Below are 26,567 nucleotides of genomic sequence, written 5' to 3' on the forward strand. Positions count from 1 at the left end.
CGGGTGCCGCCCCACTTCGCCGGCGGCATCCCGCCGGTCTGATCACTGTCGCGCCCGCCGCCGCCCTCGGTGGGGCCGACCACGGTCCGCGACTGGCGGGCCGGGAGCTACGGGCGGGGACGGGTGCTTGCCGGTTCCCGGCCCGCCCGTAGCTGCGTCAGCGGCCGAAGGCGAAACGCGAGCGCTTCTTCTGCCGGCCGAAACGGCCCTGGAGCGTGTCGGCGCCCTGGCGCAGCAGCCTGGTGCCGCGGCTGGGCCCGCGCTTGGCCTCCACGGCGTCGCTGAGCTTGCGCGCGCCGGCCGCGGCCAGCGGGATGGCGATCGCCATGATCGCGTAGCGCCTGATCAGGTTGAAGAACATCGGAGTCTCCTCGTCGCCGGTTGGGGGTACGCCCTCCTGATTACCCGCGGCGACGATTGCCACACGTGCCCCGGGCGGCGGCTACTCCGTCCGGGCGGGTGACAGCCGTGCGCCAGAGCCTCCACGCCGGGCCGGAGAGCCGGGACAGGGCCGCCGGCCGCCCGGTGAGCAGCAGCAGGATCGCCCCGATCGGGCCCTCGACGCGGGGTCGGCACCCGCCGTCCAGTCGTCGTCGGTGGCGGCGAAGGAGAAGCCGCGCAGCCGCCGCTCGGCCCGGAACGGCCACAGATTCGGCCACACCCGGGCTGCGGCGGCGGCCGACACCCGCGCGGGCATCGCGCGCTGCCGGCCGAGCGGGACGGCGACGTCCTGCCCCTGCACCAGCACATCGATGAGCGGCTCCAGGTGGGTGACCCCGGGTGCGGTACGCCGACCCGGCCATCGCACGCAGCAGTGGGGCATACTGCGCGGTGGGGCGCCGGGCCTGACTGCGTGCGGTGTCCCGGATCATCCGGTTGAGGTTGCCGCGGGCCCGCGATGGAGGGGCCGAGGCCGAGGTCTACGCCGAGCGGCAGATCGCCGAGTTCGGTGAGCCCGACTTCGCGCACGCCCCGCTGCTGACCCGGGTCGGCTCGTGGTGCGACCTGCCGCTGGGTGAGCCGATGTGAGCCGTCAGCGGATGCCCTCGCGGCGCAACGTGGCGGCGAGGGCGTTCGTGTGCGCGGTCACCGCCGCCACCACCTCATCCAGGTGGACGCCCTGGGCCAGGTCGGCCGGCATCGAGCAGGAGATGGCGTCGGTGGCCGGGATGCGGTAGCCGACCGCGACCGCGACGCAGGCCACGCCGGGCGTGCCCTGCTCGACCTCGAAGGCCCAGCCCCGCCGGCGGACCGCGTCCAGCTCGGCGTGCAGGGCGGCGCGCCCGGTGATGGTCTGCGGGGTGAAAGCCTCCAGCGTGTCCGGCAGCAGGGCGTCCACCTCGGCCTTGGTCAGGTCGGCGAGCAGTGCCTGGCCCAGCCCGGTGACGTGGGCCGGCAGCCGGCGCCCGACCCGGGAGATGACCCGCTCGGCCTCGCGTGACTCGCGGCTGGCCAGGTAGAGCACGTGGGTGTCGTCGCGGCGGGCGTAGTGGATGGTGTGGCCCACCTCGGTACGAAGGTCCTCCAGCGTCTCGTACGCGTACCGCAGCGCCGGGTCCCGGTCCAGATAGGCCGTGCCGGAGAGCAGGGCGTGCGGGCCGACGCCGAACGCCGAGCCGCTCTCGTCCGCCTCCACCCACTTCAGCTCGCGCAGCGTGCGTACCAGCGCGTGCAGGCTGGAGCGGGGATAGCCCATGCGCTCCTGCAGCTCCGAGAGGGCGCCGTAGCGGATCTCGGCGGCAGTGACCGAAGTGGTGTACAGGCCGGTGCTGGACGTTTGCTGTAGCCGTGCGAGCACGGCCGGAGCTGGCGTCGCACGCATGAGTTCGGAGACGACTTTCGTGTCGAGGACAATCATCACGCGCCGAGGTCCGCCGCTCGGGGTGGCGTGGTCCGGACCGGGATGTCGAGGTCGACTCCGCCGAGTTGGGCGAAGCGCTCGGTAAGCGCGCCGAAGAGGTCGGCTTGTGAGCGTTCCTCCTCGGTGGCAGCTGCGGTGAGAATCAGGCGGATCTCAGCCTCCATGGAACGACCATGCCGGGCCGCCCTGAGACGCAGCTTCTCTTTGACTGAGTCGTCCAGATCTCGGATGCTGAGCGCCGCCATCGCCTCATCTCCTTGTTGCTCCGGAACGCTGGCAATGCCCGCACGCGGGGCCGCGGCGATCGGAATTTCGATCTTGCCCACGGATGCCCTGTCCCGCTACCGTGCACCGGCTTCGACACATCTCAGACAGGGAGACATAACCAGAATGACTGCTACTCAGACCGCCACCGGCACGGGCTCGAAGTCCTGGGTCGTCGCGCTCGTGCTCAGCTTCTTCGTGGGCGTGCTCGGCATCCACCGCTTCTACGTCGGCAAGATCGGCACGGGCGTCCTCATGCTGATCACCTTCGGTGGGTTCGGTCTCTGGGCGCTGATCGACTTCATCATGATCGCGGTCGGGAAGTTCACCGACAAGCAGGGGCTCGCGCTCGCGCGCTGACCCGCATCCCGCCGATGACCGGCCGTGCCCCCGCGACAGAAGCGGCGGCGCGGCCGGCATTGTTCGGCTCAGGCGATCAATGTCCGCAAGTGGGCGAGATCCCGCGCGACGGCGGCCACCGGGTCGGCGGTCGGGTAGTGGGCGTGCAGCGACAGCGGCCCGGCATAGCCGCGCTCGCGCAGGATGCGCAGCGTCGCGGCCAGTCGACGACGCCACCGCCGTCGGCCAGCGGCTGCCAGGCGAGGCCGGCGTCGCGCCAGGCTGCGTTCTTCACGCCCACGCAGGCGACCCGGTCGCCGAGCAGGTCCAGGCTCATCGGCAGGTGCTCACTGCCTTCCATCGCCTGGTTGCCGGGGTCGAGGTAGACGGCCAGCTCCTCGGTCAGGCGCAGCGCGTGCGCGGCCGACGGGTGGATCGTCCCGTGGTGCAGCTGCAGGGCCAGCCGTACGCCGTGCCGGCGGCCCAGCCCCGCGAGCCCGGCCAGATCCCGCCGGGCCGTGTCGAGGATGCGCTGGTAGCCCGTTGCGGCGTCGTACCGCCACCAGCCGAGGCGGACCAGCGGCACGCCCAGCTCGGCGCAGATGCCGAAGATCGTGTCGGCGGTGTCGTCCGCCCGGACCAGATCGGTGGTGACCACGCCGAGCTGCAGGCCGTGCCGGGTGAGCTCCGCGGCGACGTCCCGCAGCCGGCCGGGATCCCGCGGCGTCACGGTCTGGCCGTCGCGCACGACGAGCTCGGCCCCGTCGGCGTCGAGCGCGGCCAGGGTCGCGGCGAGCCGGCCGGGCGGGGGAGCGCCGAACGGCTTCGTCATGACAAGGATGCGGATGTCCGCCATAGATGAGGACGACTCTACCGCGGACTGTCCGGGGGCGGCGGGCGTCGAGACACTTCGATAGGTTCGGGCTGACCACTCCACGCAGGACCGTGATCCGGTCCGCGACGGAAGGAAGTTCGACCGTGCGACGACTGCTGGTGGCAACGCTCGCCACCGCACTGACCTTGGCCGGTGGCGCGCTCCCGGCCCAGGCCGCACCCACTCCCGGCGGGGCCGGGCTGGGCGACGACTACTTCCCGGACTACGGCAACAGCGGCTACGACGTCTCGCACTACGACGTCCGGCTGCGCTACTACCCCGGCGAGGACCGCCTCACCGGCACCACCACGATCCTGGCCGCGGCGACGCAGGATCTCAGCTCCTTCCACCTCGACTTCGTGCTCGACGTGGCCTCCGTGAAGGTCAACAACCGGCCCGCCACGTTCACCCGCGAGGGCGACCACGAGCTGGTCGTCACGCCGCCGCGGGCGGTCACCCAGGGCCAGACGATGACCGTCGTGGTGCAGTATTCCGGCGTGCCGTCCAACAAGGTCGCGGCCGGCTACACCGCCTGGACGCGCACCGCCGACGGTGCCCTGGCGGTCGGCCAGCCCGAGATCGCCTGGTGGTGGTTCCCGAGCAACGACCACCCGAGCGACAAGGCCACCTTCGACGTCTCCGTGGCCGTGCCCGACGGCGTCGAGGTGCTCAGCAACGGCGTCATGCCGCGCAACCCCACCCAGGACATCCTGGGCTGGAAGCGGTGGAGCTGGCGCTCGCTGCACCCGCAGGCCACCTACCTGGCGTTCCTGGCCATCGGGCAGTACGAGATCACCCGGGACACCACGGCCGGCGGCCAGCAGGTGATCAACGCCTACTCGGAGCTGCTGCCGCAGGACTTCGAGGACGCGGCCAAGGCCAGCGTCGAGCGCACGGCCGAGGTCGTCGACTGGGGGAGCAGCATCTTCGGGCCGTACCCGTTCGAGGCGCAGGGCGGCGTCGTGGGGCCGCCGGGCGCGCTCGGCTTCGCCCTGGAGACCCAGACCCGGTCGGTGTACTCGTCCGGCTTCTTCCGCAGCGGCGCCAACATGTCGGTGGTCGTGCACGAGAACGCCCACCAGTGGTTCGGCGACAGCGTGTCGGTCGAGCGGTGGAAGGAGATCTGGCTCAACGAGGGCTTCGCCAGCTACGCCGAGTGGCTGTGGTCCGAGGAGCAGGGGGAGGGCACGACCCAGGAGATCTTCGACTACCTGTACGCCACCCAGCCCGCCGACTTCTGGACCATCGCACCCGGTGACCCCGGCGCGGCCGAGATCTTCAGCGGCGCGGTGTACGACCGGGGCGCCATGACGCTGCACCAGCTGCGCCTGGCCATCGGTGACGACGACTTCTTCGAGCTGCTGCGCACCTGGGCGGCCGAACACAAGGACGGCGACGCCAACACCGCCGAGTTCATCGCGCTGGCCGAGAAGGTCTCCGGCCAGCAGCTCGACGAGCTGTTCCAGGACTGGCTCTACACGCCGTCCAAGCCGGCCGTCGAGGGTGTCTCCGCGCTGGCCCGCAAGGCCGCGCCGAAGGCCCCGAAGTCGTGGGCGAAGATCCAGCAGAACCACGAGATGCTGCACGCACACTGATCCGTCCCGCTGAGGGCCCGGCCGGAGACGGCCGGGTCCTCAGTGCAGTTTCGCCTCGTCGGCCGCCTCGCGACCCGACTCCCAGCCCTCCAGGCTGGCCACCCGGAAGCCGCGCCCGCGTGTGGTGCTCGGGAACGAACGGTCCCGGGCCTCGCGCACCTGCACGTCGCGCGAGGCCAGCACGGGCAGCAGCGCCGCGGGATCGGCGGCCTGGTCCAGGGCGGCCCGGCTGGCCTCGGCGAGCCGTTCGCCGATCCGCACCGCGTAGCCGACCAGGAACGACTGCCGGAAGTTCTTGAGCCGCGACCGGCCCGCCTTGCCCCGCGGCTCGGTACGCGCCATGGCCCGGTGCGCCTGCACCAGCAGCGAGGTGTGCAGCAGGTCCACCGCGTCGATGTCGGCGTCGAAGCCGAAGACGGTGGCGAAGCCGAACTCGGGGGACCAGACGACGTGGCAGCGGTTGGCCCGGGCCACGGAGTTCAGCAGCGACGCCTTCTCGCTCTCGTACGGGTGGTCCACCCCGATCCGCCGGGCGTACGGGACCACGGCGGTCCCGCCCCCGGCCGCCAGCAGCGCCTCGTCGATGCTGTGCCGTGAGATCAGTTCCTGCGCCTTGGCGCTGTACGCCTCGGCCTCCGCCGGGAACGTCGTCGCCTCGGCCTTGGCCAGCAACGCCCGGACCCGTTCCAGCTTGGCGTCGTTGCCGGGCTCCCGCCGCACCGGCGCGGCCTGCCCGGGCGGCGGCACGAGCACCTCGATCGGCGGCAGCCCGTTGAGCAACGTCACCAGGCTCAGCATCGCGTCGATCAGGGTGACCCGGTCGACCCGGCGGTGGGTGGTGACCTGCCGCAGGTAGCCGGCGTCGTCGCCCCACCACGGGCGGGCGTCCAGCTCGGCGGCCTGGGCCCGCCAGCGCTCGTCGACCGTCTTGGGGCGGAAGCTGCGCAGGTACGCGGCGACGGAGTCGACGATCAGCAGCGGCTGCACCCCGGTGCCGCGGCGGGTGACCAGGCGGTGCAGCTCGGCCGGCTGCCAGCCACCGCGCCAGAGCCGCGCGGTGGCGTCGAACACCGCCGTTGCCAGCGCCGGGTCCACCTCGGCGGCCGGCGCGACGGTGAGCGCGTCGAGGCCGTCCTCGTAGCCCGTCCGCCCGCCGACGATCGCGCCGATCGTCTCCCGCACCGTTTCCACGCGGCCATGATGCCTGGTCGGGCCAGCAGCCCTCGCACAGCGTGGCCGCCGGGCGGCGCACGTCACCCCGGTGGCCGTACCGTGGGCGGCATGACGACGGCTGCTCAGCTGATGGCGTTCTGCGGTGTGGTGGGTCTGGGCGCGATGTCGCCCGGCCCCGACCTGGCGGTGGTCGTGCGCCGCTCGGCAGTGCGCGGGCGGGCGGAAGGGATGGCCGCGGCCACGGGCGTGGCCACCGGCGTCTTCCTCTGGGCGGTCGCGGCGGCCGCGGGGGTGGCCGCGCTGGTCGCTACGGTCCCGGTGGTGCTGACGACGATCCGGTACGTGGGTGCGGCGTACCTGGCGTACCTGGGGATCCGGGCTCTGCTGGCGGCGATCCGCCCTCCGGAGACCGGTCCGGGCGCCGTGCCGGGGTCGACCGGCGGGGCGTTCCGGGACGGGCTGCTCTGCAATGCCCTCAATCCCAAGGCGGCGGTGTTCTTCCTGGCGTTGCTGCCGCAGTTCCTGCCCGCGCATCCCGGCACCCTGGAGACGCTCACCCTCTCGCTGCTCGCCGTCGCGGTCACCCTGCTGTGGTTCTACACGGTGGCGAACCTGGTGGCCGTGTTCCGGCGGGTGTTCGACCGGTCCGGGGTGCGGCGGGCTTTGGACGGGCTGAGCGGTGCGGCGCTGCTCGGCCTGGGCGCCCGGCTGGCCTTCGTCCGGTCGTGACGCCCGGGCCGGCGCTCAGGTGCGCGGTGTGCGGCCGTGCGGTATCGGGCCGCGGGGTCCGGGGCCGCGCCGGGCCGGGCCGGGCCGGGTGGCGCGGGGCCGGGTGGGACTGCGCCGGATGGGGCCGTGTGATGTGAGCTCGCGGACGTGCGGACTGTGGCGCGGTGCGGGAATGAGCGGTGCGGGACTGGGCGGGGAAAGGCTGGACCGGGCCGGGCCGGGGCGGACGAGGCCCAGCCCGGTCAGGCGCATCGCGGCGGCCAGCAGAGCGGCGGCGACCGCGGCGTCGATCCAGTAGTGGTTGGCGGTGCCGACCACCACCAGCAGCGTCAGCACCGGGTGGAGCAGCCACAGCCGGCGCCACCGGCCCCGCGTCAGTCGCAGCAGCGTGCACGCCACCAGCAGGGACCAGCCCACGTGCAGGGACGGCATGGCCGCGTACTGGTTGGTGACGCTGTCGGTGGCGGGGGAGCCGTAGACGCTGGGGCCGAAGAGTCGCCCGGTGTCGATCAGCCCTGTGGCGGCCAGCATGCGGGGCGGAGCCAGCGGGAAGATCAGGTGCACCGCCAGCGCCGTACCGGTGAGCAGGGCCAGGGTGTTGCGGACCGGCCGGTAGTGGCCCGGGCGGCGCAGGTAGACCCAGAGCAGGAAGGCGATCGTGGCCGGGAAGTGCACGTACGCGTAATAGCTGTTCGCCGCCTCGATCACCGCGCCGGAACGCAGCAGCAGGTGCTGCAGTCCGGTCTCGCCGGGCAGGCGCAGCAACCGTTCGAGGTCCCAGACCCGGCTCGCGTTGGCCGTCGCCGTGGCGACGTGGCCGTCCGCGGCCAGCCGGCCCAGGCTGTAGGCGGCCCACAGCGCCGCGATCAGCGCCAGCTCGCGCAGCGGGGCCGGCCGGGTCCGCGGCACGGCCACGGGCGCCGGAGCCGGACGGTCGTCGGCGAGCGTCATCGCGGGGTCACCTCTGTTCCCGGGGTGAGGGCCCGGACCGCCGGGGCGGTCCGGGCCACTCTCATCGGCCGGCGGTGACCAGATCCGAGCCGGTGTGTTCCGGCTCGCTCTGCTCCTCCGGCGGGACGCGCAGCTTCTCGCCCTCGACGTCGATGTCCGGCAGCACCCGGTCCAGCCAGCGCGGCAGCCACCAGGCCCGGCGCCCGAGCAGCGTCATCACCGCCGGCACGATGGTCATCCGGACCACGAACGCGTCGAACAGGATCGCCGCCGCCAGCGCGAAGCCGATGGACTTGATGAACGACTCGGGCGAGAGGATGAAGCCGGCGAAGACGCTGACCATGATGATCGCCGCCGCCGTCACCACCCGGGCCCCGTGCGCAAAGCCGTTGACCACCGCCTCGGTCGGCGGCGTGCCGTGCACGTGCTCCTCGCGCATCCGGCTGACCAGGAAGACCTCGTAGTCCATGGCCAGGCCGAAGACGATGCCGATCAGGAAGATCGGCAGCATGGGCATGATCGGGCCGGCCTGGTCGATGCCGAACAGCCCGTCGAGCCAGCCCCACTGGAAGACGGCCACGACGGCGCCGAAGGTCGCGATCACCGAGAGCAGGAAGCCGCCGATCGCCTTGATCGGCACCAGGATCGACCGGAACAGCAGCGTCAGCAGCAGGAACGCCAGCGCCACGATCACCGCCAGGTACGGCACCAGCGCGTTGCCCATCTTGTCGGACATGTCGATGTCGACCGCCGTGGTGCCGGTGACCGACAGGTCCGCGCCGGTGCGCTCGCGCAGGCCGTCGTTCTGGTCGCGGATCGCGTGGACCAGCGCCTCGGTCTCCGTGCTGTCCGGTGCGGTAGCCGGGATGACCTGCAGGATCGCGGTGTCACCGGCCGGGTTGAGGGTGGGCGGGCTGACCGTGACGACCCCGGCCAGGCCCTTGATCGTCCCGGCCGCGGTGGCGGCGGCGTTCTGCGGGTCCGGGCTCGACGCGGCGTCGACCACCACGGTCAGCGGGCCGTTGAAGCCCGGCCCGAAGCCGTCGGTCAGCATGTCGTACGCCTTGCGCTGGGTGGTCTCGGCGCCGGCCATGTTGTCCCCGGGCAGGCCCAGGCGCAGGTCCAGGGCCGGGATCGCGAGCACCAGCAGGCCCAGCACGGCGGCGACCAGGACGGCCACCGGGCGGCGGGTGACGAACGTGGCCCAGCGCAGCCCGGCCGACGGTTTGGCCGCGCCGGCCTCCGGGTCGCGGCCCCGGCGGCCCATGACGCGCTTGCCGGCGAAGCCGAGCAGGGCGGGCAGCAGGGTCAGGGCGATGAGCACCGCGACGACGACGGCGAAGGCGGCCGCCAGTCCCATCTCGGTCAGGACGGGGATGTTGACCACGGTCAGCGCGGCCAGGGCGATGAATACGGTCAGCCCGGCGAAGGTGACCGCGGAACCGGCCGTGCCGACCGCGCGGGCGACCGCCTCCTCGGCACGGCGCCCGATGGTGATCTCGTGGCGGTAGCGGGAGACGATGAACAGCGCGTAGTCGATGGCCACGGCGATGCCGAGCATCAGTGCCAGCGTGGAGGTGTTGCTGCCCAGGTCGACGAAGCCGGAGACGATCTGGATGCCGAGCACGGCGGCGGCGACGCCGAGGATGGCCGTCAGCAGCGGCAGCCCCGCGGCGACCAGGGAACCGAAGGTGATGACCAGGACCACCGCGGCGACCAGGATGCCGAGGATCTCGGAGTTGCCCGGGCCGCCCTGCTCCTGGACCGCGTCACCGCCGGCCTCCACGGCCAGGCCGGCATCGCGGCCCGCCTCGGTGGCCTCGGTGAGCGCCTCGCGGTCGGCGTCGGTCAGCGCGGTGGCGGCGACCTTGTACGTCACCTGCGCGTACGCGACCGTGCCGGCCTGGTTGACGGTGCCCTGCAACGGGTCGGAGACCGCGGCGACCTGCCCGCCGGTCTTGAGCCGGGCGACGGTCTCGGCGACGGCCGCGCGGTTGCGCTCGTCGGTGAGCTTCTCACCGGCGGGGGCCGCGAACACCACCCGGGCCTGGGCGCCGTCCGCACCGGCGCCGGGGAAGCGCTGACCGAGCAGGTCCATCGCCTCCTGGGCCTCGGTGCCCGGGATCTTGAACTCGTCGGAGGTGGGTCCCGACAACGTGGCCGCGCCCACGCCGAGTAACGCCAGCGCGGCCAGCCAGAGCGCGAGGATCAGTCTGCGCCGGCGGAAACTGAACCGGCCCAGCCGGTAGAGGTAGGTGGCCATCGGTACTCCCGTGATCGCGTCGTCAGGTGACCCCTGAAACGATCAATGAATCCCGGTTCCGGCGCGTCGTCCCCGTGCAGGCACCGCATACCATCGGCGTGGTATTTCCGACCGGCACCGGCTACTGCGACGAGACGACGACCCGGTCCCGCCCGCCCGCGTACGGTCAGCGTGATGGAGGAGACCGGCGTGATGCGGATGAAGCGGTGGTCGGATGCCCAGTGGCACCCGCTGCTGGTGGACGCCCTGCTCGCCGTCGTGCTGGCCGGTTTCGTGCTGAAGTCGGCGGTGCTGAAGCCGACCTCCGACCTCACCGATACCGTGACGATCGGCGACGTGCTGGTCGCCGTGGTGGCCTTCCTGGCCGTCCTGCAGCGCCGCAGCCATCCCCGGGGCGCCCTGGTGATCGCCACCGGCGCCACCGTCGGCGGCATCAGCCAGGGGGTGAGCAATCCCGGGCTGATCCTCGTGCTCGGCGTGATCACCTATTCCATCGCGGCCCACCGCAACCGCCGGGACGGCTGGACGTGCGCGCTGGCGGCCGCCTCGGTGGTCTACGTGGCCGCCGTCGTCGCCTCCGCCGGGTGGCGTCCGGACGTGCTCGCCGTCTTCGCCTGGATCTTCATGGCCGCCGCGGTCGGGGACGCCGCCCGCAGCCACCGCGCGTACGTCGCCGAGGTCGAGGCCCGGGCGCACCGGGCCGAGCAGACCCGCGAGCAGGAGGCGCAGCGCCGGGTGATCGACGAGCGGCTGCGGATCGCCCGGGAGCTGCACGACGTGGTCGCCCACCACATCGCGGTGATCAGCGTGCAGGCGGGCGCGGCCACCCACGTGCTGGAGCGCCGGCCCGACCAGGTGGGCCCGGTACTGGCGCACATCCGCGAAGCCTCCGACCTGGTACTCAAGGAGATCTCCTCGGTGGTTGGCGTGCTGCGCAACTCCGACGAGCAGGCGAACACCGAGCCCGCCCCCGGATTGTCCCGGCTGCCCGATCTGCTGGGCGCCCTGCAGGCCGCCGGTTTCACCGTACGGAACCAGCTGCGCGGCGAGCCCCGCGAGTTGCCGGCGATGGTCGACCTGGCGGCGTACCGGATCGTGCAGGAAGCCCTGACGAACGCCCACCGCTACGGCGACGGCCGGGCCGTGCTGCTCGTCGAGTACGCCGCCAGCGGCGTGATCCTCGAGGTCACCAACGACATCCGGCCCGACCGCGACACCGAGGGCACCGGCTACGGCCTGCTCGGCATGCGCGAGCGGGCCACCGCGGCGGGCGGCACCGTGACCGCCGGCCCGCTCGGCGACGGCCGCTTCCGGGTGCACGCCGTGCTGCCCACCGAGGACACCCCGGCGAAGGGCTGCCTGCGGTGACCATCCGCGTGCTGCTGGCCGACGACCAGACGCTGATCCGGGCCGGCTTCAAGATGATCATCGACTCGGAGCCGGAGTTCGAGGTGGTCGGCGAGGCCTCCGACGGCGGCGAGGCGGTGGCCCTGGCCCGCACGGCCCGCGCCGACGTGGTGCTGATGGACATCAGGATGCCGCGCATGGACGGCCTGGAGGCCACCCGGCGCATCGGCGCCGACGACAACCTCGCCGGGGTACGCGTCCTGGTGCTCACCACCTTCGAGAACGACGACAACGTGGTGCTCGCCCTGCAGGCCGGCGCCAGTGGCTTCCTGGGCAAGAGCGTCGCCCCCGCGGACCTGCTGCACGCCATCCGGGTGGTGGCCGACGGCGAGGCACTGCTGTCACCCCGGGCCACCCGCGGGCTGGTCAGCCGGTTCCTGAGCCAGCCCGAGGGCGGCGCCGGACAGGTCCCGGTGGAGCTGACCGGCCTCACCGACCGCGAACGGGAGATCCTGGTGCTGGTCGCCCACGGCCTGTCGAACGACGACATCGCCGAGCGGCTGTACGTCTCGCCGCTGACCGTGAAGACACACGTCAACCGGGCGATGACCAAGCTCGACGTGCGGGACCGGGCGCAGCTGGTGGTGCTGGCGTACCAGCGGGGCCTGGTCCGCCCGGGCGAGCAGCTGCCCACGGGCTAGAGCTGCTCCGCGCGGCACGGCGATCGGCGTCGGCTGACGTCGGGACACTGGCGAGGTAGTCCATTCGGAGAGCGGCCGGCATCGTTCAGAACCCATGCCCAGGACGCAAGCACGAGTTTGAATTCGGGACGGGATCGCACGGGTGAAGGTGGGCATGATCGATCGAATCATTCATCACCTTCAGCGCCATCCGCCGTTAAGCTCGGAGTGCAGTTGCAGCAGAGCCCGGAACGGGGGCGACATGATGAGAAGAGATCATTCCATGGGTCACCATGGAAGCCGGACGTGAGTCCTTCTCGGTAAGGCGCCCTGCGTGCGCGTTTCCAGCGCTGGAGTGATCACTCACGCCAGGTCACCAATATCCGGCTGATCTCCATCGCCGCCGCCATTGTCATGATTACGCTTTCTGGAACCACGTTGGTGACCAGTGCGGCGCAGGTCAGCCTCGGGCCGCAGCCGCAGGATCCGTTGCCGACCCCGGCCTTCGGAGTGGCCGGAACAGGGCAGGCCGGAATCTGTGCCGAGATTCTGGGAGACGTCAACGATCCGCCGAAAATCGCTGACTGCCGTCGGCTGATCCTCTTCCGAGACAACTTCGATCTCGACTATCTCGACGTCGCGCCTCGTTCGGCAGACCTACTCATCGCGAACGGCACACTCCGTGCCGGCCAGCTGTCCCTTTCAGGGTTCTGCGGTTGAACGATCGTCCTTAGTTTCGGCAGTGCCTGCTCAGTACGGCTGCCAAGCAATTCTGGATCAGTTTCAAGGACCTGCCGGGTCGGACTGAGCAATTCCGGGTAAGGCTGTGTGTGCAGAAGGGACCGCCAGAATTGCGGAGGAAACGCCGAGTTATGCCCGATCGGGGTATGAAGGAGGTGCGCACCATCTGAACGCCGCCCACTGAACTGATCCGCAAGCAGGACTCCGGCGTCGCGTTGTAGGGCGTGCCCGGCGCCGAAGGCGCGGAGTATCAGGTGGTCACTGACTTCATCACCGACGAGATGACGCGCAACTCGCAGTCGAAGACGGTCGCCGAGCTGGCGGAGGCGAACGCGTCCGTCCCCGGGGCGTCCCTGGTCAGGTGGTTCGACCTTGTGAACCCCGGCGGCGACTGGGATCACAAGGAGGACATCCGGGACATCGCCGCGGAGACAACCGGCTGATCCCGATCTCCGACACGGACACCGGCATCAGCTACGACTTCTGGTCGAATCTCCACTACGGCTACGTCGGCATCAAGGCCGACTTCCCGATTGGGCGCTGCACGGCAGCGCGGACGCTGCCGACCTGGCCGCGCTGCACGGAACCGACTACCCGCGACCAGGCGGCCGTCCAGATCGGCATCGAGATGCAGGAGAGGTACCGGCCGGCGGGGATCACCCCAGATCATTGAGCAGACGATCGGGGGCGACCGCCAGGAACTGACCGAGTTGGGCGCGTCATCCGGCCGCTCGATCACCGCGAGAGGTAGCGCCAAGGCTCCCCTCGACCCCGTGCCTGGCAGCCTCTGTGCTAAACACAACTGAATGGGCGACGCCGATCCTCACATCCACGTCGACGTGAAGTTCAACGCCGACGTGACCGCACGCAACATCCTCGCGTCCACCTTCGGCCTCGCGGCCGACCTACCGCCGACAGTCACCACCGGATGCGGCCTGCGGGTGCCGCACGCGATGACCTCCGCCCACCCGGAGAACGTCACCTGCCTGGCCTGCCGCGATTTCGCCCACCGCCACCACCTGCACCTCGCCGACCAGCTCGAACACCTCAGCCGGATGCCCGGAACCGCCGTCACCCCCGACCAGGCCTTGGCGGCCGCGACTCGATACCGCGACCTCGCCAGAAGATTCGCCCGCCCCTGACCAGGCGGCCGTCTGATTTCGGCACCTTGATCGGGTACCGGGAGGGTGGGTTCTCTCGGCACCACGGGTCGGGCGCAGGTATAGGTAGCTATCGTTCGGCATCTTCTGTGGGCGCCACTCCAAACTCGGCATGTTCTTTCGGCACCACCGGCTCCGAGGCAGCCGGAGTGCGTACGCGTCCTTTGACAGCTGAGTAGTTCCGTCTGGCCTGCCACCGGGGTTTGTCCGGCCGGAGGTTCGAGGTGACCCAGCCGGTCGCCGCGGCCCGCCGGCCGGGCCGGCTACGGGACGCCGAGCGCGCTTGTCGTCACGTTCCATCGCACGGTGGCCAGAATTGACTTGTCGCTGCACTTGTCGCAAGATAGTGAGACAAGACTTGCGACAAGCTGGGAGGCCGCTATGCCGAGGAAGGTGCGTCCGACGGAGCTCGAGATAGCTCGTCTGTGGTTGGCCGGGCGCGGCCTGGCCGACGTCATGCCGACACCGATGCTGGCGGTGCGCCTGACGGCCCGGCGACGTGCGCGGCTGGCCGCTGCCGTCCTGCCGACCGCGTTCCTCATCGCAACCGCCCTCGTCTACGTCTCGGCCTTGCCGATCCGTCCCGCGGATGACGGGTTCGGGACGCAGCGGCGCTGGGCGCTGGTGGTGCTGACGGCGCTGGTGGCCGGGTTGGTGCTGAGCCTGTCGCTGCTGGACCGGTGGGTACGGCGGGTCGATGAGCAGGCCGGCGCGGCGTTGCCGCGACGGGCGACCCACTCCGTCCGGCCCGGCTGGCGAACCGTACTCGGCGTGCCGCGGGCCGCGTTGCTGGCGATCACGTACGCGGGCGCGGCAGTGCTGGCGATCGCGACCCTGACCATGCGAGACGGAACCGCGAGGTACGCGGCGGTCATCCTGCTCATCGGGCTGTGTGGGGTCGCGGTTGGTACGGCCGTCCAACTGCGCCATGTGCTCACCCACCCGGTAGTGGCCGACGACGAGGGCTCACTGAAGGTCGACTTCCTCATGCGCGTCGAGGACGCCCGCGAGGTGGGCCTACCGACCGTGGTGTGGTCACTGCCGGTCGTCTCGGTATTCGACACCGGGCTCGATCCGTGGAACACGGGCTGGCTCGTCTTCATCATCCTGAGCGTCATCGCGCTCGTCCTGATCACGGTCTGGGACGGGCGGAGGACCCTGGCGGCCCAGCGTGTCTCCAGCGCCCGGTGAACCGCATGATCGTCATCGACTCGGCCTCGCCGGTCCCACCGTTCGAGCAGCTCCGCGCCCAGCTCGCCCGGCAGATCCAGGAACGCACGCTGGCCGTGGGCACCCGGCTTCCGACCATCCGCCGCCTGGCCGCGGACCTCGGCTTGGCGGTCAACACGGTCGGCCGGGCTTACCGGGAGCTGGAGGAGGCGGGGCTGATCGAGACCCGCGGCGCGGCCGGCTCGTTTGTGTCCGCAGCCGGTGAGCAGGGACGCGAACGGGCAAGCCGCGCCGCCGCCGAGTACGCCGCCGTCATCGCCAGCCTCGGCATCGACACCGCCGAGGCCGTCCGCATCGTCCAAGCGGCGCTGACCCAGGGCGTTCCAAAGGTCAGCTGAACATCGGGACGACCGCCAACCCCCAGGCGAGTGATTCCCAACGGATCAGTGGTCGTAGGCGATCAAGGATCGGTCGAAGGACAGCACGGAAGAGAGGCCTGGCTGCCCGCCGTCGGGCGCTGTCCTGTGACAGTTATGTCGGCCCGTTGGGGTGTCCCTGACCTGCGCGGGCCTTCATGATTGGCAAAGAGCGGAGGCGCCACGCGCCATCGGAAGCCCTTCTCCGGCTACGGGGGGCGGATTTTCGCAGGTCAGCAGCCAGCAGGACAACTTCAGTGGCAAGAGCTCGGTTCGAGACAAGATTGAGTGGCACGGGCAGAGTTCGATGGCAAAGGACAACAGGCGCTGTCCGGTGCCAGAAGATCGTCCTCGCCGTATGCGCCGTGACCTGCGACGACGACCAGCAATCCGTCGTGCTCGTCATTCGCTGCTGGCGCCAAGCGCCCAGCTGACGTTCGGGCGCAGCCGGCGCGCTGGATTTCCTCCGCGCGGCGCTCAGGCCGTTCTGGTCAGGGCCACCACCGGAATACGCCGGCCGGCGCGGGTCTCGTGCTCGGCGAAGAACGGGAACTCCTGCTTGATCCCGGCCCACTCGCGGTCGTAGTCGTCGCCGGACAACGGTTCGGCGTGAGCCGTGAACCTCTCGCCCGGCAGTTCGACCGTCACCGAGGGGTCGACCTGCAGGTTGCGGTACCACTGGGGGTCCTCGCGGGCTCCGTTGTTCGAGGCGATCACGAGGAGGCGGTCGCCGCTGCGGACGTACATCATGGGGCTGGTCCGCGGCCGGCCGGTGCGGCGGCCGACCGTGGTGAGCAGTAGCAGGGGCCGGTTCGCCAGCGATTCTCCGCCGTCGGTCCGGAACTCCTCGATCAGCTCGCGGTTGTAGGCCAGGACGTCCTCAGGCATGGTCATCCGGACATCATCGCCTGCGGCCTTGAGATTTCCACCTTGTTACAACTAGCGTGGTCGATGCATGGGAGCGCTCCCATACTCATCCCCAGGAGTTGTCGAATGCGCTTGAGATCCCTCGCCTCCACCACGGCGGCCGCCGCCGTGGTCGCCGGCACCGCGGTGCTCTGGCCCGGCGCGGCGTCCGCCGCCGAGTCCCCCTTCTACGTCGACCCGCAGACCAGCGCCGCCCGCTGGGTCGCCGCCAACCCGGGCGACTCGCGAGCGGCCGTGATCCGCGACCGGATCGCGAACGTCCCGCAGGGCCGCTGGTACACCCAGAACAACACCGCCACGGTGGCCGCCGAGGTGGACGCCTACGTGGGGGCTGCGGCCGCGGCCGGCAAGACGCCGATCATGGTCGTCTACAACATCCCCAACCGCGACTGCAGCGGGGCCAGCTCCGGCGGGCTGCCCAACCACACCGTGTACCGGCAGTGGGTCGACCAGGTGGCTGCCGGGCTCAAGGGCCGGGCGGCGGCGATCATCCTCGAGCCCGACGTGCTCCCGATCATGACGAGCTGTCTCACCGCGGCCCAGCAACAGGAGGTCTATGCCTCCATGGCGTACGCGGGCAAGGCGTTCAAGGCCGCCTCGGCCGCCGCCAAGGTCTACTTCGACGCCGGGCACTCGGCCTGGCTGACCCCGGCCGAGGTGGCCGCCCGGCTGGTCCGCGCGGACATCGCCAACAGCGCCGACGGCATCTCGGTCAACGTCTCGAACTACCGCACCACCGCGGAGTCGACCGCCTACATCCGGAACGTCATCGCCGCCACCGGGGTCTCCCGGCTCAAGGGTGTGATCGACACCAGCCGCAACGGCAACGGGCCGCTGGGCAGCGAGTGGTGCGACCCGGCCGGGCGGGCGATCGGCATCCCCAGCACCAACGCGGTGTCCGACCCGATCCTGGACGCGTACCTGTGGATCAAGCTGCCGGGTGAGGCCGACGGCTGCATCGCCGGGGCCGGGCAGTTCGTCCCCCAGCGCGCCTACGACCTGGCGATCGCGGCCGGCCCGGTGAGCCCGCCGCCGGTCACGTCCTCGCCCACGCCGAGCACGCCGGCGCCCAGCACCCCGCCGCCGTCCCTGCCGACCCCGCCGCCGACCGGCACCTGCTCGGTGGCCTACTCGGCCAACGCCTGGTCGAACGGCTTCACCGCCGACGTCCGGATCACCAACCGCGGCGCCGCCCTGACCTCGTGGACGCTGACCTTCACCCTGCCGGCCAACGTCACGGTCAGCAGCGGCTGGAGCGGCACCTGGTCGCAGTCGGGCAGCACGGTCACGGTCCGCAATGCGGCCTGGAACGGCTCGCTGGCCACCGGCGCCACCACGTCGACGGGCTTCCAGGCCACCTTCACCGGGACCGCCCCGGCCGCCCCGACGGACTTCGTGCTGAACGGCACGCCGTGTTGATCAAGCTGGCGGCCGCCGGCGCTCTGCTGATCGGCGCGGTCCTGGTCGCGGTGACCCCCGCGGCCGCCGCCACGGCGTGCGACGTCACCTACACCGCCAACCAGTGGAGTACGGGCTTCACCGCCGACGTGCGCGTCACCAACAACGGCGCACCGATCAGCGGCTGGGTCGTGACCTGGACGTACACCGGCGACCAGCGGGTCACTTCCGGCTGGAACGCGCAGCTCACCCAGTCGGGCAGTGCCGTGACCGCCGCGGCACCGAGCTACAGCACCGCGCTGGCCACCGGGGCCTCGGCGGGCTTCGGCTTCCAGGCGACGTACTCGGGCACCAACCCCGCCCCGGCGGACTTCGCCCTCAACGGTGTCTCCTGCAACGGCGACGCCCCGCCGACCTCCACCCCGCCCAGCACGCCCCCGACCAGTACGCCGCCCAGCACCCCGCCCACCACGACCCCGCCGCAGAACGGGTGCGACTCCGGCGTCCGCTGCGACGGCTTCGAGGGCACGCAGGCCGCCTGGACGGCGACCTATCCGGACTGCTCGGGCGCGGGCAAGGCGGCGTTCGACACCGCGGTCGCGCACAGCGGCAGCACGTCGCTGCGCATCGACGGTGCGGCCGGCTACTGCAACCACGTGTTCATGCGGAACACCGCCCTGCTGCCGGCGGGGGCGTCCGCGCTGTTCGTCCGCTACTGGGTGCGGCACACCACCGCGCTGCCGGCGGCGCACACCACGGCGGTGGCGTTGCGTGACGCCAACGACGGCAACCGGGACCTGCGCCTCGGCGGCCAGAACGGCGCTCTGCAGTGGAACCGGGCATCCGACGACGCCACGCTGCCGGAACAGAGCCCGGCCGGGGTGGCGCTGTCCGCGCCGCTGCCCACCGGCACCTGGAACTGCGTGGAGTTCAAGGTGGACCAGGGCAACGGCACGATGCAGACCTGGCTCAACGGCACCTCGGTGCCGGGCCTGCTGCAGGACGGCGTACCGACGCACGACATCGACGGCCAGTGGCTGAACCGCACCTGGCGCCCGGCCCTGACGGACCTGCGTCTGGGCTGGGAGAGCTACGGCGAGGGGGCCGACACCCTCTGGTACGACGACGTCGCCGTGGGAACCGCCCGCATCGGCTGCTGATTCACCCCGGGCACCCGGGCGGCGGCGCGACCTCCGCGTCGCCGTTCCGGGTCCCGGGACACCTCAGAGCTCGAACCAGTACCGCCGGGCCGGGCCGAACGGAGTCTCCCCGAGGCCCTCGAAGACGCCGCCGCCCCGCTCGATCGTCCGCGCCGAGGCGGCATTGCCGGGCGCGCACACCGCCAGCACCCGCTCCAGACCCAGCCCGCGCGCCTCGTCGAGCATCCGGGCCAGCGCCCAGGCGCCCAGCCCGCGCCGCCGGGCGGACGGCCGGATGCCGTAACCGAGGTGACCGGCCCACCGTACGTATTCGTCGTCACCGTAACGCAGCGCGATCCCGCCGAGCACGCGATCACCCTCGATGATCCAGCGGTACCTGCACCGGTGCTGCGAGAGCCGTGCCAGCCAGGCCGCGAACCCGGCCGGCGTGCCGACCTCGTCGCCGGGACCCAGCCCGAATCCGTCCTCGTGCGCTCCGGGGCCCCACTCGGTGTGGGCCTCCAGCCAGGACCGGTGCAGGTGGACGGTCGGCGTGATCAGCTCGGGCACGCGACGACGGTACCCGCCGGGCGCGCCAACTCGTACGCAACTGCGTTCTTGTTCGCTGCCGGGGCCCCCACCACGATCGGCGGTGTCTGGAAGGGCCAGTACGAGGGGCGAGGTTTGATGAACGTCACCACCACGTCGGCGGTACCCCCGGATCCCACCGGCGCCGCCACACCGGTCGAGTTCGCAGGACGCCTGCGGGCGTTGATGTCCGTGCGCAGACGCTCGCTCGACAGCGTGGCCAAGCGCAGCCGCGACGCGGGGACGCCGATCTCCCGCGCCACGGTCCACAATCTGATCACCGCCGCGAGCACGCCCCGGCAGGACTCCCTGGTGGGTTTCCTGCGCGGATGCGGAGTGCCCCCACGGGAGCAGATCCGCTGGCTCATCACGTTCCACAAGGTCTATCCGGAGGGCCAGCGCACCGTCAGGCCCCGGCCGGCCGCGGGTCACCGCGCGTGCTGAAGTGCGCGGTCACGGCTGCGTGGCCGCGTCGCTCAGCACGGCCGCGTGGCCAGCGGTACGGGCCAGCGTGATCCGGTCGATCTCGGTGTAGGGCGTCTCGGTCCCCGGCAGCGCGTCGGCGAGGCTGCGTACGGTCATGGTGGTGCGCGCGCCCCGGGCGGCGGGCACGACGTCGACGGCGATGAACGCGTAGTCGTCGTAGCGGACCTGCGACCAGTCGATCACCTCGGGGACCCGGCTGCCGCCCAGGTGGCCGGCCGCCTTGATCTTGCTGTCCTGCTTCGACCACACGTAACTGTTGACGATGTTCTCGGTGTTGTTCTCCACCTCGTTCGGGCCGCCGGGCGGCTGGTAGCCGCGGTAGCGCTGGCCCGCCGGCAGCTTCTGCGGCCCGGTCGGGGTGATCCCCGGCGGCGGTGGCGCGGCGGGGCTGGGCGCGTGCCGGAACGGATAGCGCGGCCGGCCGCCGGAACCGACACAGATGTAGGTGACGCCGTCCTTGGCGGGATGGATCGTCGAGCCGTCCGGCGCCGACCGGGTCCGCTTGCCGTACCGGATCGGGTCGGTGCGTTCGAGCAGATGGTTGTGGCCCTGCACGACCAGGTCGACCTGGTACCGGCTGAACAGCGGGTCGAGCGCGTCGCGGACACCGCCGTCGGAGGCGTGGTTCTGGGTCGTGGAGTACGCGCAGTGGTGCAGGAAGGCGACGACGAAGTCGATGTCCCCGGCCCGCTCGGTGCGCCACTCCCGCAACGTGCGCTTGAGCCAGCTCAGCTGGGCACCGCCGGAGTAGCCGGTGTTGGTCTGCAGCTCGGCGGAGAGTTCGTTGGCGTCGATGGAGATCACGCCCACGTTGGCGTAGACGAACCGGTACACCGAGGGGCAGCTCTTCGGCCCGTTCGACGGGAAGTCCAGTCGTGACATGAGGCCGCCGTACCCGTGGGTGGGGCTGTCGCCGAGGAACTCGGTGTTGCCGTAGAGCGGTTCCATGTCGTGGTTGCCGGTGGTGAACATCCACGGGGTGTAGGCGGCCGCCGGCTCGATCTGATCGAGGAAGACATCCCAGACGTACGGGTTGTAGAGGTTGCGGCCCTTGGGAGCGACGCCGGTCAGCGCCGTGGTGTCGTCGGCGGGCAGCCCCGAGCCGGACGGGTTGGCGTAGCAGATGTCGCCGGCCAGCAGCGTGAAGACCGGCCGCTGGGTGGCCATGAGCATCGTCTGGGTCAAGGCGGGGCGGCGGTCGGTGCCGTGCGGCCCGGCGACCGGATCATCCGGCAGGTACGAGTTGTCGTCGAAGATCCCGGACGGCCATTTCCCACCGGCCGCCGTGACGGAGGCGGGGTTCTGTCCCCACGCGTACTTCGGGTCCTTGGGCGCGGTGTTGGTGCCCACGTCGGCGAAGGCGGTGAACGTGAACGGTGCCGGCACCGTGGACTGCCGGGCCGGAGCGGTGCTGAAGTGCGCGTCGCCGCTGACGGTGCCGTCGGACAGCCGGACGCGGTAGTGGTACACCGTGTCGGCGCGCAGTCCGTCCACGGTCGCCTTGAGGTAGAACTGGCTCCCGATCGGACCGCCGGGGATGGCGTACTGGCCGACCAGGTGCTGGATCTCCGCCTCGGTCCGGTGGCCGTACCGGCCCGGCTCGGTGCCGACGTCGACGAACGCCCGCAACTTGCCCGGCAGCTTGCCGGTCTTGCTGACCAGCTGGGCCGTCACGGCCATCGCGGGGCGCAGCATGCCGTCGGAGGCCGGTACGAACGACAGGTGCCGGCCGGAGACCACCACCCCCGCCTTGCCCGCCTTGCCGCCACCGGCCGCGAACGCCGCATCGGCCAGCTGGAACTGGGCGTACGCGTACCCGCCGGCGCCCGCCACGACGGCCTTCAGCATCGAGCGGCGGCTCACCCGCTGCCGGGTCAGCTCCCGGGCGTTCCACTCAGTGCACTCATCCACCGTGACGGGACGGCTACCCTTCGACAACTTCACGCGGCCATCCTGACCGGCCGGCGCGGGTCACGGGCCGTACACGCCCGGCCCGCCGAGAAAACCCGACGAAAGGGGTCCCCGGGACCGGACGCCGGGCTGAGCGGGCGGAACGTCGGGGGGTCGTGTCACTCTTGGTGGGAGAGGGGGCCGTCATGTCCTTCGAGTACGCGGGCGCCACGGTCGAGATCGTGGATGCCGCCACCATTCTTGCCGCTGCCCGGGTCAATCCGGTCGAGTTGCTGCGCCGGGCTGTTTTCCCCGCGCCGGTGCGGCGGGCCACCCTGACCGTGACCAGCGCGGATGCCGATTCTGGCCCGGTGCACGTGTTCGTCGCGGAGATCCGCACCAACGATGACGACGTGCCGCAGCGGGAGCGGATCCGGGCTGTGGTGCTGGGCAACGACCCGGTCGGGACCCTGCTGGCCAAGCGGATCGCCGCGGGTGACCCGGTGACCACCAAGATCGTGGACGGGGTGGGGGCGGCGGCCGTCGCGGCGTACAAGAAGCTCGGTCTTGATCGTCCCTCCGGGCCGGTCGCGGAGCGGGAGCCGGGCGCCGCGGTCCTGGCCGACGCGGCCGCCGGGTTGCAGGCCGCGGTGACCTACGACCAGGCCGGCAGTGTCGTGCGGCTGCGCGCCGAGGTGCCCCGCGACGACGTCCAGCCCGCCCACCTGGAGGCGATGGTCAAGCTGACCCTGCAGGCCGTGGTCGAGCTGCTCGGCCCGGAGGCGGGCGAGCAGCCGCTGGCCGGCCGGCAGTACGTGGTCAGCCGCGAGACCATCCCGCGGGTCGCTCCCACCACCCAGACGGTCACCCTCGACCAGGTCGGCGGCCTGGCCGACGTGGTCGCCGAGCTGCGGCAGATCGCGGTGTCGTTCCGGCACCCGGAGGCGATGGCCCGGTGGGGCGCGCGCCGGCCGCAGGGCATTCTCATGTACGGTCCGCCCGGCACCGGCAAGACCATGCTGTCCCGGGCGCTGGCCAACGAGATCGGCGCCGATTTCCGCGAGATCCGCACGCCGGAGATCCTGGACAAGTGGCTGGGCGGTTCCGAGCGCAACATCAAGCAGATCTTCCGCGACGCCCGCCGGTACCGGGTGCCCACCCTGATCCTCTTCGACGAGTTCGACTCGATCATCAGCTACGCGGGCTCCGGCGGCGACGCGGCCAGCCAGGCGATCAACGCGGTGGCCGGCATCTTCAAGCAGGAGATGAACGACCTGATCGAGGCCAACCCCAACGTCATCGTGGTGGCCACGACGAACTTCCCGCACCGGGTCGACGACTCGCTGATCCGTTCCGGGCGCTTCGACGTCAAGATCTCCGTGCCCAAGCCGGACGAGGTGAGCCGGGCGGAGATCTTCCGCAAGATGATCGCCCAGCTGGCGGCCGTGCACGAGGAGCCGGGCTTCACCATGTTCGCCGACGGCATCGACCTGGGCGAGCTGGGCCGGCTCAGCCACGGCATGACCGGCGCGGACATCAAGGAGATCCTGCGCCGGGTGCAGCTGGCCAAGGCGATGCAGGACGCCCGCACCGGCGGCCTGGTCGATCCGATCAGCCAGCAGGACCTGATCGCCAGCGTCAACGACCTGCTCGGCCCCCGCTGACCGTGACGCCGGACGGGCAACTGGCCTACTGGAGCTCGACCGGCGTCGCCAAGTCCTTCACCCACCCGCTCGACGTCGCCTGGCTGCCCGGCCTGCCCGGCACGGCCCGGATCGTCGACTACGGCTGCGGGTACGGCCGCGTCACCGGCCTGCTCCGGGAGCACGGGTTCACCGCCGTCGAGGGAGTCGACCCCTCACCCGGTCTGCTGGCGCGGGCCCGCCGTACCCATCCCGGGCTGGCGTTCACGCTGCTGGCGGATCCGCCCCACCTGCCCTTCCCGGACGGCGGCGTCGACGCGGTGCTGGTCTTCGCTGTGCTCACGTGCATCCCGGCCGACGACGACCAGCGGCGGCTGCTCGCGGAGCTGACCCGGGTGCTGCGCCCCAGGGGCCTGCTCTACGTCAGCGACGTGCTGCTGCAGACCGATGCGCGCAACCAGGACCGCTACCGGCGCGGCGCGGAACGCTACGGCACCCACGGAGTCTTCGACGTCGGCGACGGCGCGGTCTGCCGGCACCACAGCCCGGAACACCTGCGGGGTCTGCTGACCGGCTACGAGCTGGTGGCCGAGCGCGAGCTCACCGTCGAGACCATGAACGGCAACCCGGTCGGCGCCCTCCAGCTACTCGCCCGCAAGGGGCGCTGAGCGCAGGACATCGGCTCCCTACGGGCGGGACGCGGGTTCGCGCACGGCGTACGCCGCGAAGTCCGGCTCGGCCTCTGGTTTGCCGAAGTGGTAGCCCTGGGCCAGCTGGTAGCCCAGGCGGTGCAGTTCCTCGGCCTGCTCCGCCGTCTCCACACCCTCGGCCACCGCGGTCAGGCCGAGGCCCTCGCTGACCCGGATCAGCGCCGTGGCGATGACCGCGTGCCGGCCCGCCATGGTGATGTTGTCGACGAAGGACTTGTCGACCTTGAGCACGTCCACCGGCACGGTCTGCAGCAGACCGAGCGACGAGTGCCCGGTGCCGAAGTCGTCCAGGGCGATCCGTACGCCCAGCTCGTGCAGTTCGTTCAGGGTCTGCACGGCCTGACCGCCGCCGAACACCGCGGTCTCGGTGACCTCGACGGTGAGTTTGCCGACCGGCAGCCCGGTGTCGGCCAGGGCGCGCGCCACCACGGCCGTGAAGCCGGGCTGGGCCAGCTGCCGGGCCGAGACGTTGACGCTGATCCGCTGGGGCGCTCGGGGGCCCCAGTCGGCCTGCCACTCGACGGCCTGGGTGCACGCGGTCCGCAGGATCCACTCGCCCAGCTCGATGATGAGCCCGTTGTGCTCGGCCGCCGGGATGAACCGGTCGGGGGAGATCAGGCCGCGTTCCGGGTGGTCCCAGCGGACCAGCGCCTCGACCGCCCGCAGCCGGCCGCACGGCAGCTCGACGATGGGCTGGTAGACCATCCGGAACTGACCGGTGTCCAGTGCGGTGCGCAGCTCGGCGCCCAGCCGGGCCTGCTCGTCCGCGGAGTCGTCGAGGTCGGCGGTGTGGCGGCGGTGGGTGTCGCCGACCGCCTTGGCGGCGTACATGGCGACGTCGGCGCGGCGCAGCACCTCGACGGGGTCGGCGGTGCCCGTGCCGTCGGCGACGCCGATGCTGACGCCGATCAGCAGCTCGTGCCCGGCCGCCTGCACGGGGGAACGCAGCGAGTCGGCCAGCCTGGTGACCGCGGCGTCGGCCGTCGCGGTGTCCGCCCCGGTGAGCAGGACCGCGAACTCGTCGCCGCCCATCCGGGCGACCAGCGCACCGGGGCCGGCCGCCCGGGACAGCCGCTCGGCCACACCGACCAGCAGCCGGTCCCCGACGGCGTGCCCCAGCGCGTCGTTGACCTCCTTGAAGTCGTCCAGGTCGAGCAGCGCCACCTGCAGCGGCCCGGCGGCCAGGCCCTCGGTCAGCCCCTGCTCCAGCCGGCGGCGGTTGGCCAGCCCGGTCAGGGCGTCGGCCATCGCCAGGTCCTCGAGCTGATCGGCCTGCTGCTGCACCTGGGCGACGAAGCCCGACATGCGCAGGACCACCAGCACGAAGAGCAGCACGGCGCCGATGGCGATCGCCAGCCGGTCCACCGGGTCGCCGCCGATGCCGGGCACGAACAGCAGGGCGGGGGCCAGCAGCGAGCAGACGGCCAGCAGCACCAGCCGGGACCGGCCCACCCGCGCGTCGCTGGGCTGGTTCGTCGTCGTGCCGGTCCAGCGCATCGAGGGGTGCAGGGCCGCCGCCGCCCAGGCGACGTAGGAGAGCAGCCAGCCGGCGTCGAGCAGGCTGCCACCCTCGGACTCCGAGTACAGCGAGACCAGCGAGTAGGCGATGTCCGCGACGAGCAGCAGCAGCGCGGCCACGCTCAGCAGGCGGGCACTGGCCGAGTGCCGCCCCGAGGTGGTGAAGAACCGGGCCAGGATGGCCAGCAGCAGGGCGTCGGCGGCGGGGTAGGCCACCCCGATGACCCGCTCCAGCGTCGAGGCGGTCGAGCCGGCCGCGATCGGGTGCATGACGAACACCCAGAAGACCAGGCCGATGCCGATCGCCACGATCGCCGGGTCGACCAGGCCGGCGAGATCACCGCCGCGGCGCCGGCCGCGGCTGAGCAGCACGAGACCGACGACCAGCATCGGGTACGCACTCAGATAGAAGAAGTCGGCGGCCGACGGGTACGGCTCCTGGTGCAGGACGTACTTGTAGTACTCCCAGACCAGGTCACCGCACACCCAGGTGGTCTGTCCGGCGGCGAACCAGTACCACATCGCCGGCCGCTCGGGCCGGTGCAGGCGTACCGCCAGCGGGATCATCAGGCAGGACAGCAGCCCGATGATGTTGTAGACCAGGTTCGCGGCGAGACCGTCGTGCGGCAGCAGGTAGTAGCCGCCCACGGCCAGCACGCCGAGGGTCAGCCACCACCACCAGAGCCGTTTCTGTCGCACGGAGGG

Annotated in this window: 28 protein-coding genes; 16 read left to right on the plus strand and 12 right to left on the minus strand. The window is 71.6% G+C overall.

The genetic code is table 11. The features are described 5' to 3' along the window. Positions 1–157: 157 nt before the first annotated feature. Positions 158–361: a hypothetical protein gene (locus Aau02nite_RS16150; RefSeq protein WP_212989243.1), complete on the minus strand. Its 204-nt coding sequence runs from the start codon at positions 359–361 to the stop codon at positions 158–160. A gap of 81 nt (positions 362–442) precedes the next feature. Next, positions 443–808 (minus strand): hypothetical protein, encoded by a 366-nt coding sequence (locus Aau02nite_RS16155; protein WP_212989244.1) that lies wholly within the window; start codon positions 806–808, stop codon positions 443–445. Positions 809–858: 50 nt separating this feature from the next. Here Aau02nite_RS16155 and Aau02nite_RS16160 point away from each other — a divergent pair, with 50 nt between their 5' ends. Then, positions 859–1,029 carry a hypothetical protein gene (locus tag Aau02nite_RS16160; protein ID WP_212989245.1) on the plus strand — a complete coding sequence of 57 codons (171 nt, stop codon included), beginning with the start codon at positions 859–861 and terminating at the stop codon, positions 1,027–1,029. Between the two features lie 4 nt (positions 1,030–1,033). Here the strand turns inward: Aau02nite_RS16160 and Aau02nite_RS16165 are convergent, their stop codons facing one another. Next, complete coding sequence (locus tag Aau02nite_RS16165) at positions 1,034–1,798, minus strand: IclR family transcriptional regulator (protein ID WP_246595186.1); 765 nt, start codon at positions 1,796–1,798, stop codon at positions 1,034–1,036. Positions 1,799–1,857: 59 nt separating this feature from the next. Then, positions 1,858–2,187 carry a FitA-like ribbon-helix-helix domain-containing protein gene (locus Aau02nite_RS16170; protein WP_246595187.1) on the minus strand — a complete coding sequence of 110 codons (330 nt, stop codon included), beginning with the start codon at positions 2,185–2,187 and terminating at the stop codon, positions 1,858–1,860. Between the two features lie 64 nt (positions 2,188–2,251). Here Aau02nite_RS16170 and Aau02nite_RS16175 point away from each other — a divergent pair, with 64 nt between their 5' ends. Continuing rightward, positions 2,252–2,485, plus strand: coding sequence for a TM2 domain-containing protein (locus Aau02nite_RS16175; RefSeq protein WP_212989246.1), 234 nt, complete (start codon positions 2,252–2,254; stop codon positions 2,483–2,485). Positions 2,486–2,561: 76 nt separating this feature from the next. Here Aau02nite_RS16175 and Aau02nite_RS16180 read toward each other — a convergent pair whose 3' ends face one another. Beyond that, a complete protein-coding gene (locus tag Aau02nite_RS16180; protein WP_212989247.1) occupies positions 2,562–3,296 on the minus strand; it encodes a sugar phosphate isomerase/epimerase family protein in 735 nt (244 codons plus the stop codon). Between the two features lie 146 nt (positions 3,297–3,442). Here Aau02nite_RS16180 and Aau02nite_RS16185 point away from each other — a divergent pair, with 146 nt between their 5' ends. Beyond that, complete coding sequence (locus Aau02nite_RS16185) at positions 3,443–4,933, plus strand: M1 family metallopeptidase (RefSeq protein ID WP_212989248.1); 1,491 nt, start codon at positions 3,443–3,445, stop codon at positions 4,931–4,933. Between the two features lie 39 nt (positions 4,934–4,972). On the opposite strand, the gene Aau02nite_RS16190 is transcribed toward Aau02nite_RS16185, so the two are convergent. Continuing rightward, complete coding sequence (locus Aau02nite_RS16190) at positions 4,973–6,124, minus strand: DUF2786 domain-containing protein (protein ID WP_246595188.1); 1,152 nt, start codon at positions 6,122–6,124, stop codon at positions 4,973–4,975. 90 nt (positions 6,125–6,214) lie between these two features. Here Aau02nite_RS16190 and Aau02nite_RS16195 point away from each other — a divergent pair, with 90 nt between their 5' ends. Further along, positions 6,215–6,835 (plus strand): LysE family translocator, encoded by a 621-nt coding sequence (locus Aau02nite_RS16195; RefSeq protein ID WP_212989249.1) that lies wholly within the window; start codon positions 6,215–6,217, stop codon positions 6,833–6,835. Positions 6,836–6,850: 15 nt separating this feature from the next. On the opposite strand, the gene Aau02nite_RS16200 is transcribed toward Aau02nite_RS16195, so the two are convergent. Next, the gene (locus tag Aau02nite_RS16200) at positions 6,851–7,786 is read right to left on the minus strand and encodes a phosphatase PAP2 family protein (protein WP_212989250.1); all 936 of its coding nucleotides are present in this window, start codon (positions 7,784–7,786) and stop codon (positions 6,851–6,853) included. 61 nt (positions 7,787–7,847) lie between these two features. Then, positions 7,848–10,049 (minus strand): MMPL family transporter, encoded by a 2,202-nt coding sequence (locus Aau02nite_RS16205; RefSeq protein WP_212989251.1) that lies wholly within the window; start codon positions 10,047–10,049, stop codon positions 7,848–7,850. Between the two features lie 174 nt (positions 10,050–10,223). On the opposite strand from Aau02nite_RS16205, the gene Aau02nite_RS16210 reads away from it, so the two are divergent. From Aau02nite_RS16210 to Aau02nite_RS16245, 7 genes are all read left to right on the plus strand, one after another. Continuing rightward, positions 10,224–11,417, plus strand: a complete 1,194-nt coding sequence (locus Aau02nite_RS16210; RefSeq protein WP_212989252.1) for a sensor histidine kinase — start codon at positions 10,224–10,226, stop codon at positions 11,415–11,417. After that, a complete protein-coding gene (locus Aau02nite_RS16215; protein ID WP_212989253.1) occupies positions 11,414–12,097 on the plus strand; it encodes a response regulator in 684 nt (227 codons plus the stop codon). Before Aau02nite_RS16210 ends, Aau02nite_RS16215 begins: the two co-directional genes overlap by 4 nt. A 420-nt stretch (positions 12,098–12,517) precedes the next feature. Continuing rightward, a complete protein-coding gene (locus tag Aau02nite_RS16220; RefSeq protein WP_212989254.1) occupies positions 12,518–12,796 on the plus strand; it encodes a hypothetical protein in 279 nt (92 codons plus the stop codon). Positions 12,797–13,071: 275 nt separating this feature from the next. Then, the gene (locus tag Aau02nite_RS16225; RefSeq protein WP_212989255.1) at positions 13,072–13,260 is read left to right on the plus strand and encodes a hypothetical protein; all 189 of its coding nucleotides are present in this window, start codon (positions 13,072–13,074) and stop codon (positions 13,258–13,260) included. 363 nt (positions 13,261–13,623) lie between these two features. Continuing rightward, positions 13,624–13,959: a hypothetical protein gene (locus Aau02nite_RS16235; protein WP_212989257.1), complete on the plus strand. Its 336-nt coding sequence runs from the start codon at positions 13,624–13,626 to the stop codon at positions 13,957–13,959. A gap of 411 nt (positions 13,960–14,370) precedes the next feature. After that, positions 14,371–15,168 carry a hypothetical protein gene (locus Aau02nite_RS16240; RefSeq protein WP_212989258.1) on the plus strand — a complete coding sequence of 266 codons (798 nt, stop codon included), beginning with the start codon at positions 14,371–14,373 and terminating at the stop codon, positions 15,166–15,168. Positions 15,169–15,173: 5 nt separating this feature from the next. Beyond that, positions 15,174–15,545: a GntR family transcriptional regulator gene (locus Aau02nite_RS16245; protein WP_212989259.1), complete on the plus strand. Its 372-nt coding sequence runs from the start codon at positions 15,174–15,176 to the stop codon at positions 15,543–15,545. A gap of 495 nt (positions 15,546–16,040) precedes the next feature. On the opposite strand, the gene Aau02nite_RS16250 is transcribed toward Aau02nite_RS16245, so the two are convergent. After that, on the minus strand, positions 16,041–16,457 hold the full coding sequence (locus tag Aau02nite_RS16250; RefSeq protein WP_246595189.1) for a nitroreductase family deazaflavin-dependent oxidoreductase: 417 nt from the start codon (positions 16,455–16,457) through the stop codon (positions 16,041–16,043). Positions 16,458–16,556: 99 nt separating this feature from the next. On the opposite strand from Aau02nite_RS16250, the gene Aau02nite_RS16255 reads away from it, so the two are divergent. Continuing rightward, positions 16,557–17,909 (plus strand): glycoside hydrolase family 6 protein, encoded by a 1,353-nt coding sequence (locus Aau02nite_RS16255; RefSeq protein ID WP_212989260.1) that lies wholly within the window; start codon positions 16,557–16,559, stop codon positions 17,907–17,909. Beyond that, entirely contained in the window at positions 17,903–19,048 is a 1,146-nt protein-coding gene (locus Aau02nite_RS16260; RefSeq protein WP_212989261.1) for a cellulose-binding domain-containing protein, read from the plus strand. Before Aau02nite_RS16255 ends, Aau02nite_RS16260 begins: the two co-directional genes overlap by 7 nt. A 63-nt stretch (positions 19,049–19,111) precedes the next feature. Here Aau02nite_RS16260 and Aau02nite_RS16265 read toward each other — a convergent pair whose 3' ends face one another. Beyond that, a complete protein-coding gene (locus Aau02nite_RS16265) occupies positions 19,112–19,597 on the minus strand; it encodes a GNAT family N-acetyltransferase (protein ID WP_212989262.1) in 486 nt (161 codons plus the stop codon). Between the two features lie 117 nt (positions 19,598–19,714). On the opposite strand from Aau02nite_RS16265, the gene Aau02nite_RS16270 reads away from it, so the two are divergent. After that, positions 19,715–20,059: an XRE family transcriptional regulator gene (locus tag Aau02nite_RS16270; protein ID WP_212989263.1), complete on the plus strand. Its 345-nt coding sequence runs from the start codon at positions 19,715–19,717 to the stop codon at positions 20,057–20,059. Between the two features lie 9 nt (positions 20,060–20,068). Here the strand turns inward: Aau02nite_RS16270 and Aau02nite_RS16275 are convergent, their stop codons facing one another. Beyond that, positions 20,069–22,045 carry a purple acid phosphatase family protein gene (locus Aau02nite_RS16275; protein WP_246595190.1) on the minus strand — a complete coding sequence of 659 codons (1,977 nt, stop codon included), beginning with the start codon at positions 22,043–22,045 and terminating at the stop codon, positions 20,069–20,071. A 152-nt stretch (positions 22,046–22,197) separates the two neighbouring features. Here Aau02nite_RS16275 and Aau02nite_RS16280 point away from each other — a divergent pair, with 152 nt between their 5' ends. After that, a complete protein-coding gene (locus Aau02nite_RS16280) occupies positions 22,198–23,655 on the plus strand; it encodes an ATP-binding protein (protein WP_212989264.1) in 1,458 nt (485 codons plus the stop codon). A gap of 2 nt (positions 23,656–23,657) precedes the next feature. Beyond that, entirely contained in the window at positions 23,658–24,302 is a 645-nt protein-coding gene (locus Aau02nite_RS16285; protein ID WP_212989265.1) for a class I SAM-dependent methyltransferase, read from the plus strand. Positions 24,303–24,320: 18 nt separating this feature from the next. On the opposite strand, the gene Aau02nite_RS16290 is transcribed toward Aau02nite_RS16285, so the two are convergent. Then, on the minus strand, positions 24,321–26,561 hold the full coding sequence (locus Aau02nite_RS16290) for a putative bifunctional diguanylate cyclase/phosphodiesterase (RefSeq protein WP_246595191.1): 2,241 nt from the start codon (positions 26,559–26,561) through the stop codon (positions 24,321–24,323). Between the last annotated feature and the right edge of the window lie 6 nt (positions 26,562–26,567).

It is taken from the genome of Actinoplanes auranticolor, from assembly GCF_018332655.1.
GTDB lineage: Bacteria > Actinomycetota > Actinomycetes > Mycobacteriales > Micromonosporaceae > Actinoplanes > Actinoplanes auranticolor.